Here is a 9,975-nt window from a genome sequence, read left to right on the forward strand (position 1 = left end):
AATTTCTTGATCTGTCTGTAAAGTTTTCAAAGAGCCATCTGTTTGTGAGAAACTCAATATCTCTCACAAGGCTTGTTTATCATATCATCTGCGGAAATCTCTGTCAACAACTATTTGTGAATTTCTTTAATGATTTCACTTAAGTCGTTTTCTTCGGTATCTAAAGGTGATTTGATGCGTTTTGGACGTGATTTCCTTAACGCTCACTTAGAATATCACGTCCTGCATTTTCATGCAAGCTTTATTTGTGATTTTTTCTAAGAATTTCACATTGCCGTTTTTTTTAACGGGAATCCCGCTTGCAAACAGCTTGTACTTTATACCTCTTTAGAGCGCAGTCCGTCAACCAAAAAGTTCTGAAGGCGTCAGAAAAGAAAATTGAAATAGTAAATTCCAGTCTGCTGATTTTTTTGCTTCTGGCTTTTTAAGCGGTCAAAACATGTTTTGAAGCCAAAACGCTATACCATATAACCAAAAGACAAAAGACAGAATATGACGGATTGAATCCAGGATTGCAGACGGCTGCTGCGAAGATCTGCTTTTCTTCGCTCATGCGAGCCTGTATTCGCAGCTGGATCCGTTCATTCAGACAGAAGCAGTTGACTCTGCTCAGTAAGGAAACGTTATATGGATCAGCTCAAAGAGACAATTCTCGAAAAAGGAAAAATTCTTTCCCCCTCGATTTTGAAAGTCGATCAGTTTCTGAATCACTGCATCGACACCGAACTGATGGATGCGATTGGAAAACGTTTTGCAGACTGTTTTGCCGGTCATGGCATTACAAAAGTCATTACGATCGAAAGCGGCGGAATTGCGCCTGCGCTGATGACCGCGGTTCATATGGGTGTTCCGCTGATCTTCGCCAAAAAAGCTGTCCCCTCCACCATGACAGATCCCGTCTTTGTGACCGTCCACTCCTTTACGAAAAACGTGGATTATACCCTCTGCATGGAACGTTCCCTCATTGCGCCAGGAGATCGTGTACTTTTCATTGATGATTTTCTGGCCAATGGACAGGCCTTTGAAGGCATCCGCACGCTGCTCGAACAGCAGCAGGCTGTTTTAGCCGGTGCTGGCATCTGCATTGAAAAATCCTGGCAGCCTGGCCGCCGCATCGTGGAAGAAGCCAGTATTCCGTTATGTACGCTGGCTTCCATTGCTTCCATGTCTCCAGAAGAAGGAATCACCTGGAATCTGGATCACGAAACGTGCTAAGCCGGTTTCGTTCTTCGTTTATCCGCCCGGCGGAAAGCCGATGTGAAAAAACCGTTTTATGAATTCACCGCAGAATACAAACCGCGCTCTGTTCGATGACATGCTGTCCATCGACAGAGCGCGGTTTTTTATGAATTCTGACAGCGGGATAGGGATGAAATTTTGGTTTCTCCGTATGTATTCGGTGAAGGTCGTCTGTGAATTATTCCTGTGATTCGGTGAAAACGACTCTTCCCTTAGCTTCATCGATATCGTAGATCAGTTCGCCGGCAGCCGGAACTTCGATCGTTCCGGAAAGCGGGTTTTTGATACTGTCAATCGGTTCGGTCAGCGTCGCCCGAACGTCCGAACGCTCAAAGGCGAGATCGGTATCCACCATGCGGCAGTTGATCAGCTGAAGGTTCTTGCAGTAGCAGAGCGGCTGGGTACCGATGATTGTGCAGTTGATCAGCGTCAGGTTTTCACTGTACCAGGCCAGATATTCGCCTTTGATCACGCTGTTGCGAACCGTGACATTTTTCGAATGCCAGAACGCGTCTTTCGTATCGAGATTGCAGTCGTCGAGGGTCGCGTTTTCCACATACTGGAACGAATACTTTCCATGAAGCGTTACGTGATCAAAAAGAAGATGGCTTGAACGCATCATGAAGTATTCCGCTGTGACTTCCGTATCGAACATGATCATCGAGCGAACCGACCAGCCAAATTCCGGCGAGTTCACCGTGCAGTCGGAAATGCGGACATCCGCACATTCACGTACGGCTTTAATTCCGTTGAGCTTGCTGTGGTCAATCTGCACATGATCCGCATACCAGAGGGCAGCCCGGCAGTTTTCCGTCAGTTCTGCATTTCGGATGGACAGATCTGTGTCGTGCCAGAACGGATAGCGAAGATTGCAGTAGCAGTCTTCCACCTGAATGCGCTGGCATTCTTTCAGTGCGCTTTCTCCGTCGGCCGGTCCATCAAAGCGGCAGTTTTTCAGAGTCAGATCATGAGCACCGTAAAAGGCTCTCTCCTGATCAAACGTTTCATTTTCACAAATCATCGGGTTTCGATCCTTTCCATATATGTTTTTTCTGTATATGTTTTTTCTGTTATGTTTTCGCTTTGCGTCTTATACATATGATGAATAAATAATTGTTTTTATTCATTATCCTGATTCGCAGCCATTATACGCCTCTCCATAGTTTTCCTGCAGTTCAAGCTCCTGATCCAGCCTGGGCCATCCAGAATTTGAAGGTTTTCTGTTGGAAACCGAGATGTACTGTCGTTTCTCCAGAAGAGCGCAGAAAAGGACAGATTCAGCGTTGCCGGGGCGCTTTGTCTGTCCTTTGGTTTTATTGCCTTTTTCAATCCGCCATTATTCAGGCTGCCTGCCGTTTTAACGCATCAAGCTGGGATGCGTCTGGCGTTTTTCTCAGGTTCAGAAGACGCTGATGAAGCTGACGGGCTTTTTCATTCGTATCCGTCTGGCTTTCGGGTTTTAAAACCAGGGATCTGGCCTGCTCAGCCAGTTTCTGAAGCGAATCGAGAGAAGAAGAAAAGTCTGCCGGATTCAGCTGTTCCGTTTTGTTTACAGCTTCTTTCAGCAGTTCGACATAGATCGGCTGAACTTCAATCTGTACATTCCGTTCGCTGACATACCGGCCGAGCAGTATGATCGTTTTTCCTTCCCGTGCATAGACGTAATCTACGCCTGCATTCAGAGGAGCCAAGGCGCCTTCGATTGTGACCGTTATGGTTTTGGGCAGCGCCCAGCCATCTTCTGCCTCCAGATTCATTACACAGTCGCGCCCCGTCTCATGTTCTCCGTGAATACGCAGACTGCAGTGCTTCAGGCTATCCGGGCTCAGAGAAATTTCGCCAACCCCGTCTTTTACAGCATGGATCACAATTCGCAAAGCGTGACCGCTCATCTGGTCTGCCGGGATGGTCAGTTTACCCGTCTGGCTCGCATAGGCATAGGCTGTCGAATCCAGAAGCCGGCTGTCCATATAGACGGAAATCTGGCTGGGCAGTTTATAGCCGTTCTTTGCCTGCACCTGCATCGCAAAGTCCGCATTTCGTATCGCCGTTTGTTCCTGCGGCCAGCTGACGGCATCGCCTTCCAGCTGCAGATCCATTACATCCAGAACACCCTCGGCTTCCAAAGTCAGTTCGCCCTCGGTAAGCAAAGACGGAAGGAGCACAATTTCACCGGTCGAAGGATCATACGCATATTGATCGGAAGGAACCGAAACATTGTTCTTTTTTAGTCTCACGCCTGTCGGCAGCGTATACGAAGTATCGGCTTCCAGTACGATGCGACAGGAACCGTCTTCCTGCTGATTTTTCGAGGCAATATGCACGTGTATCAGATTATAGGAAATATTTGCCGCTCTGGATACCGTCAGACGATAAGCCGTTTCGTTTCGGGCATAGTCGCCAATTACGACGGTATACGAACCTTCTGAAAGATGGTCTGCTGGAAGCGTAATGGTCTGTGTCTGGCCAGGCTCTGCCGCCGTATCCGGCGCGGCAATGGCGGTCGTTTTTCCATTTTGATCGACGAGCGCGCCCGCTGCTGCATAGCGGTTGTCGCGAACCCTCAGTTGGATTTCATCAGACGAAGCCTGTGCGCTCTGCAGCTGGGGGGCTTCGTTATCGAGCGTGAATGGGAATTCAAGCTTCATGCCAGGCTTTAATGTGCCATTCAGCGCTTTTTCCTGAAGTTTCAGCACGTTGCCGCCTTCGGTATATTCCGTAATGGCCGCGGTGGTAAATACGTAAGGCGTGTTTTCGGCCAGACCGTTTGTCATCGTCGTATTGACGAGCCGCTGCGTATGGGTCTGATCGTTCCAGTTCGTCTGGGTGCCGTTCAGTGTGGTATAGGGTTTGGAAAGATTAACCGAATACGTTCCATCCTGATTGTTCAGCATCAGCTGGCCGTCTGCAGTAAAGATCATATGGCGCAGACCGCTGATGTTTCGAACGGAGGAGAACGTTACGTCCACAAAAGTCTGATCCGAGTTCATCGCCGAGCGGGATTTATCTTCCGTGCCTTCTTCCACTACATACGGATTGCCCGCGAGATAGCGGGATTTCTTCGTGCTGGTGGAGGAAATTTTCAGCATGTTCGTATGGATGCGGCCATCCGGATCCCGTTTCACCACATAGGCAGTTTCATCTGGATCTTTGGCTGAAGAATACAGGGAAACATTTTCGAAAATACCCGGTTCTTCCCAGTCGCCGAAAAAGCCCAGGATCGGAATGGAATAAACGGTCTCGTTTTCGAGATACGTGCCGGCACTGCTGCAGGGGCGAATCGTCACATAGCCTTCGATGTAGGCACCTTTGGGCGTTTCGCGATTCAGTCTTTCCTTTTCTGCAGCAGAGAGCGCATACGTCAGATTGAAGCCGCTCTTCGCGCCGTTTTTGAGTGTGTAAACCTGATTGGCCTGGGTGTCCGCTTCCAGATCCATCGGGCGGGTGGTCTTGAGCAGGTTTCCGTGCTCGTCGACCTTCTGGGTAAAGAGATGCTTTTCTACCTTGAAGTGAATGTCGCTTGTTTTTTCGATTCCTTCCAGATAAATACGGGACAGATAGCTGCCGGTACGATCCTTATCGTCCTTGAGTTCAATTTTGACTTTGCCGTCTTCTGCAGAATCGGTTGCCGACGGATCCATGGAAATCAGAAGCTTTCCATGAACCGCCTGATCAATGCGGACTTCTCCAGCCCCCTGCTGCAGAACCGGCAGATAATTGCCGTCCTCATCCTTCATTGGAATCGCGGTCGACATCAGAAGCGAATTTTGAAGAAAACGTTTGCTTCGGCCAAGTTTTGTGGTGAGATCCTGCTCGTTAATCCAGTGCGACAGAATTCCAGCCATGCCCGCTACAGCAGGCGTCGCCATCGAAGTACCGGCCCGGTAATCGTATCCGGCATTCGAAGATTCACCGTTGCTGGAAAGAATCATGACACCCGGAGCACTGACTTCTGGCTTGAGTTCCAGCGTTTCCGGAATGCCCCAGGAACTGAACGAGGCTGCGTTCATGCGCAAGGACGTCTTACCGGACTGGTCTGTCTGGAAGGAATCCGGGTCAGAAGCCGCCACAGCAAGAGTATTTGTATACGTTCCAGGCGAACCGTCGGTCGAAAAGGAAATATCACCGGGTTTAAGCTTTCCGTTCAGGTTCGTGCTGTCGGCCCAGTTGCCGCTGTTGCTGGACGCGGCACAGATGACGACATCTTTCTCCTTCAGATGATCGAGAATATTCTGGTAGCGCGGATCGCTGCTGGTGCCAAATCCGGCGGAATTGCTGGAAAGGGACATATTGATCACGTCACAGTCCAGCGTGATCGCATCTTCGATTGCCGCAAACAGTGTGGATTCACTGCCGTTGGCATTTTGACCGAACACTTTCATCACGAGAATCTGTGCATCGCTCGCATATCCCTTCATATACTGAGATTCGATAAAACTGTTCCCTTTTTTGATCAGGGAATTGGCGGCAATGATTCCCGTGACATGCGAGCCATGATCGATATTGCCAAGAGCGTGGCTGGCGTCGATCGTTCCGTCCGCATAGTTGTACTGGAACGGAATCTTGTCCGAAATATACAGGCGGTTCAGATTTGCACTGCTTTTGTCGCCGTCCTGCAGATGAAGCGAACTCATTACCGCTTCAATGTCGCTGGACTCCATAAGATCCAGACTTGCCTTATAGTCTGCCACGTTCATATGGTTTTGCTGCGCTTTACGGGAGAGCGATTCATTGAAGCAGTCGTTATTGAACACTTCATGACTGGCGTTCAGACCGGTGTCCAGCACCGCGATACGCGTACCCTGACCGCTTTCCTCGTTCAGAGCCTCGTCGTTGATTCCCGTTACTTCACCGTTCGTTCCGCCAGTCTGAGCCGATCCAAGATCGGCCGGCTGGGTATCTTCCGCTGGATAAATTTTCTGCTCAACCGTCACCTGCCGGACAAAGTCCAGAGACTGAATGTTCTCAATCTGACTGGTCTGAACTTCGACGCTGACGGCACTTGCGCTCAGATCCAGACGGGTGAGAATGTCGAGCGGCTTGTCGTTCTGGATCTGACGTTCAATCTGACGAACATGCTCATCCTGACGTCTGCGGATGTCTTCACGAAGCGCGATAATATCGGGATCCGCCGGATCCCAGTCTTTCCCCTCCATGATTTCCATTACGCACGGATCCGTGAATTCAATCAGAACGCGTGCGGTTTTCATATTCTGAACGCGGACTGTCCCGGAATCTGCCGGATACTGTTCTGGAAGATCGTAAACGTCTTCGATCGGCTGCGCGCTGACGATATATGAACGGTCATTTTCCGAATCTGCCGCCGCTGCGGGAACAGCCAGTCCGCAAAAGCTCACGGCACCGGCCAGAAGCACGGAGAGCATCCGGCCGGTCAAGTCGGCTGGTTTATGCAATTTCATTCCTTCTTTCCCCTTTCTCTTTCCCCTTTCTTTTCTTATTCAGGCAAAACACGTTTTGTTCCGCTTCGAACAAGTCATTTCCCATTTCAAGCTCCCTTTTCGATCGATTCTATTCGCCCTGAAGAAATCGTCTGGAAACAGAAAAGAGGTTTTGCCGACTGGATTTCCTTTACTCTGAGCGGACAAAGCCGTTCAGCTTGTACGCTGCAAGATTTTCCTTTCGGCAAAATGACCTGTATGGTTACCCGAATCCGCCAGACCGTACAGTCTTGCGTCTTCTGAATCTCATCTTAGCAAGAAGCACGTTTCCATAAAGCGGACTGTTGAAAATGAAATTTACTTGTTTGATTTTTCTTTTCCGCGTTTTTGATCAAATCTAATCCGAATAACGTTGCACTCTCAGCCGCTTTGGCGCCCGGGTTCTCGGTCGCTTCCTTTTTTCTGCAGACACCTTTGCTCAAAGTGCCCGGCTTTACGAAAATGGGTACATGCAAAAAAGCCGCCCTCGCTTGGAAGACGGCTTTTGCGTTTTAGAGAAAAGATTAGTTGAACAGGAAGCTGAGCCATGGCTGTATCTGTACCAGTACAGGAGCCAGAATCAGAGAAATAACGGACATCAGCTTAATCAGGATATCCATGGCAGGACCAGCCGTATCCTTGAACGGGTCGCCGACGGTATCGCCGGTAACCGCAGCTTTATGCGCCTCGGAACCTTTGCCGCCGTGTTCGCCGGATTCAATGAACTTCTTGGCGTTATCCCAGGCACCGCCTGCGTTTGCCATGAAGACAGCCAGCATAATCGCAGAAACCAGAGCGCCCAGCAGCATGCCGCCAAGACCTTCGCATCCGAGAAGAAGACCGATTACCACCGGGCTGACCAGAGCGATCAGACCAGGCAGAACCATTTCATGCAGCGCAGCTTTGGTAGAGATATCTACGCACTCAGTGTAGTTTGGCTTGCTTGTTCCAGCCAGAATGCCTGGATCATTTTTGAACTGAGCACGTACGTTTTCGATCATCTTGTTGGCAGCGCGTCCAACGGAACGAATGGTCAGCGCGGTGAAGTAGAACGGCAGCATCGCACCAAACAGAAGAGCAACAAGAACACCAGGCTGGAGCAGAGAAATTGACTGAAGGCCAGCAGCCTGTGCAAAGGCAACGATCATAGCCAGCGCGGTGAATGCAGCAGAACCGATGCAGAAACCTTTACCGATTGCAGCAGTAGTGTTTCCAACAGAGTCGAGACGGTCCGTAATCTTGCGGACTTTCGGATCGAGTTCAGCCATTTCGGCAATACCGCCGGCGTTATCGGAAATTGGGCCATATGCATCAACGGAAACGGTAATACCGCAGGTAGAGAGCATGCCGACAGCGCCAAGACCGATTCCATACATTCCGGAAAACAGATACGCCACAACAATACCCAGAACCAGAACTACGACAGTCAGCATGGTGGATTCCATACCAACGGAGAAACCGGAAATAATGTTTGTCGCATGTCCAGTTTCGGATTCCGAAGCGATTTCCTTAACTTTCGGGTATTCATCCGAAGTGTAGTATTCCGCGATTTTTCCCAGCAGCATGCCGACAACAAGACCAACGGAAACCGAGAAGAACTGCGATACAGATCCGAACAGCCAGAGAGAAGCAATAAGAGACGTGATGATTTCAATAATAGTTGCAACGTATGTTGCGATGTTCAGAGCTTTCTGAGGATTTTCCCAGGTTTTCATACGAACGAATGCCTGAGCAAGGATGGCTGCGACAATACCGGCAGCCGCAATAACGAACGGGAAGATCGTAGCCTGTGCAGCATAGGAAACGCCGCCGATTGTTACGGTAAGACCCAGAGCGATACAGGAGATCAGAGAACCTACATAGGATTCGTTCAGGTCAGAACCCATACCAGCAATGTCGCCTACGTTATCGCCTACGTTGTCCGCGATAACCGCCGGGTTGCGCGGGTCATCTTCCGGAATACCGGCTTCGACTTTACCAACCAGGTCAGCACCAACGTCCGCCGCTTTTGTATAGATACCGCCGCCCACACGAGCGAACAGCGCGATCATGGAGCAGCCAAGAGAATAGCCAGATACTACAGGAACTGCCTGTTCCGGTTCGCCAAATACGAACGTGAACAGAAGGAAGAGAGCCGTAAGGCCAAGCAGACCGAAGCCGACTACACAGATACCCAGAACGGAACCGCCGTTGAAGGCAACATGCAGAGCCTTTGGCATTCCGCCGGAACGAGCCGCTTCTGCGGTTTTCGCATTGGCTTTGGTTGCGGCTTTCATACCGATGAAACCAGCCAGACCAGAGAACAGTGCGCCGATCACGAAGCAGATCGCACCGCTCCAGCCAACACCGTCAACACCCTGCAGCGAGGGGATGAAGCCCAGGGCTGTCAGTACAATAGCCACAACGACTACGAAAATAATGATGATTTTGTATTCGCGTTTCAGAAACGCCATCGCGCCTTCCTGAATATAGGAAGACAGATCCTGCATTCTCTGGTTGCCGGAGCTTTCTTTTTTCACGGAACCATAGAGTGTGGCAGCGTACAGAAGCGCAAATGCAGAAATGATCATGACAATGACCAGGATCATTTCCATACTTGTGTTTTGCATACGTCAAATTTCCTTTCTTATGAACGTAACCGCTTTCAATGATAGCAGAATTGGGGTTGTTCAAAAGATGAATGTCGATGTTTATCCATTTTTCTTCGTTTTTTTCCCACATTTTCACCGTATTTTTTCCTTCCCTGTTTTTTCGTGAATTCCTCTTTCAAGTTTGCAAATATTTCCAGCAAACCTGACCCGGAAAATGGCAAAAATGAATATGGCATATCCCCATAACGCTTACATTTTTAAAGGGCCGTACATCTTCCTGCACACAGCCCCTGTTCTTTTTTTCTAGCTATTTTCGACTGTCTGTGATAGATTAATTAAGCAAATGGCGCGTTCGGCAAGCGGTTGAAGCCACAGCCCTCTCAAGGCTGCATTCACGGGTTCAAATCCCGTACGCGCTGCCATCGAATACTTACCCCTTTATCCAGAATGGACAAAGGGGTTTTGTTTTGGTGCAGGCGGCTGCTGGTACTGCAGTTCCCATTCATGATTTTGCTTCCATTGAATAACCGTGACGGATTGGACCGATCTCGAGTCGACAAACGCCTGGCTTCTTTTGTTCATAAGGCGATTCTGAAAACAGCCACGTATTGATTTATCCAGTGATCGAATCAAACAAGTTATCCGCTCAAACAAATGTAAGCGTCAAATAAAAGACGGGTATTTTCTCGACCGCCTCCTTGGGATAA

The 9,975-nt window shown here is 49.4% G+C and carries 4 protein-coding genes and 1 tRNA gene; 2 read left to right on the forward strand and 3 right to left on the reverse strand.

All coding sequences use genetic code 11. The annotated features are described in order from the left end of the window. Positions 1-627 precede the first annotated feature (627 nt). On the forward strand, positions 628-1,215 hold the full coding sequence (locus tag Q2J39_RS09735; RefSeq protein ID WP_230268181.1) for a xanthine phosphoribosyltransferase: 588 nt from the start codon (positions 628-630) through the stop codon (positions 1,213-1,215). Positions 1,216-1,417: 202 nt separating this feature from the next. On the opposite strand, the gene Q2J39_RS09740 is transcribed toward Q2J39_RS09735, so the two are convergent. From Q2J39_RS09740 to Q2J39_RS09750, 3 genes are all read right to left on the reverse strand, one after another. Continuing rightward, positions 1,418-2,260, reverse strand: coding sequence for a DUF3737 family protein (locus tag Q2J39_RS09740; protein ID WP_230268182.1), 843 nt, complete (start codon positions 2,258-2,260; stop codon positions 1,418-1,420). A 319-nt stretch (positions 2,261-2,579) separates the two neighbouring features. Then, on the reverse strand, positions 2,580-6,659 hold the full coding sequence (locus Q2J39_RS09745; RefSeq protein WP_288340432.1) for a S8 family serine peptidase: 4,080 nt from the start codon (positions 6,657-6,659) through the stop codon (positions 2,580-2,582). Positions 6,660-7,201: 542 nt separating this feature from the next. Beyond that, entirely contained in the window at positions 7,202-9,286 is a 2,085-nt protein-coding gene (locus Q2J39_RS09750; protein WP_230268185.1) for a sodium-translocating pyrophosphatase, read from the reverse strand. Between the two features lie 327 nt (positions 9,287-9,613). Here Q2J39_RS09750 and Q2J39_RS09755 point away from each other — a divergent pair. Next, positions 9,614-9,690 (forward strand) — tRNA-Glu (locus Q2J39_RS09755). The last annotated feature ends 285 nt before the right edge of the window (positions 9,691-9,975 follow it).

The sequence above is a fragment of the uncultured Allobaculum sp. genome (genome assembly GCF_948576815.1).
GTDB classification, from domain to species: Bacteria; Bacillota_I; Bacilli_A; order Erysipelotrichales; family Erysipelotrichaceae; genus Allobaculum; species Allobaculum fili.